Source organism: Streptomyces sp. YS-3 (genome assembly GCF_045257485.1).
Taxonomy (GTDB): Bacteria; Actinomycetota; Actinomycetes; order Streptomycetales; family Streptomycetaceae; genus Streptomyces.
This window is the reverse complement of the sequence record NZ_JBJHPC010001117.1, coordinates 1-853: the sequence shown is the minus strand read 5'-3', so window position 1 is coordinate 853 and position 853 is coordinate 1. Positions and strand designations below refer to the sequence as shown.

Annotated in this window: 1 protein-coding gene; it reads right to left on the bottom strand. The window is 74.2% G+C overall.

Annotation, left to right across the window (positions count from 1 at the left end; all coding sequences use genetic code 11):
• Positions 1 to 7: 7 nt before the first annotated feature.
• On the bottom strand, positions 8 to 772 hold the full coding sequence (locus tag ACJA3G_RS37850) for an SDR family oxidoreductase (protein WP_406557526.1): 765 nt from the start codon (positions 770 to 772) through the stop codon (positions 8 to 10).
• Between the last annotated feature and the right edge of the window lie 81 nt (positions 773 to 853).

Sequence of the window (853 nt, the reverse complement as noted above, 5' to 3'; positions counted from 1 at the left end):
CCCCCCCTCACCCCCGCCCGATATACGGCATAGCCGTAGCCAGCACCGTCGCGAACTGCACGTTCGCCTCCAGTGGCAGCTCCGCCATGTGCAGCACCGTCCGCGCCACATCCGCCGCGTCCATCACCGGCTCCACCGCCAGCTCCCCGTTCGCCTGCGGCACGCCCGTGGTCATCCGGGCCGTCATCTCGGTGGCCGCGTTGCCGATGTCGATCTGGCCGACGGCGATCCGGTACGGGCGGCCGTCCAGGGAGAGCGCCTTGGTCAGGCCCGTCATCGCGTGCTTGGTCGCCGTGTACGCCACCGAGTTCGGGCGCGGCGCGTGCGCCGAGATCGAACCGTTGTTGATGATGCGCCCACCTCGCGGGTCCTGCTCCTTCATCTGCCGGAACGCCGCCTGCGCGCACAGGAACGCCCCGTTGAGGTTGGTGTCGACGACATGCCGCCACGCCTCGTACGCCAGGTCCTCCACCGCGACCCCGCCGGGGCCGAACGTGCCCGCGTTGTTGAAGAGCAGGTCGAGCCGCCCGTACCGGTCCCGTACCGCCGCGAAGAGGGCCGCCACCTCCCCCGGTGAGGTCACGTCCGTACGGACGGGGAGGACGTCGGCGTCGGGCCCGGCCAGGGCCGCGGTCTCCTCCAGCGGCTCCGGGCGGCGGCCCGCGAGGGCCACCGACCAGCCCGCGGCGGCCAGGGTGAGCGCCACGGAGCGGCCGATGCCGGAGCCGGCGCCGGTGACGACGGCGGTCTTGCGCGCTGCGGATGCGTCCATGGCCGGGAGCGTACGGGAGCACCCCGCGCCCGGGCCGCGGCCGTCCGCGATACGGGCCCGGCGCGGGGTGCTCCCGTACGC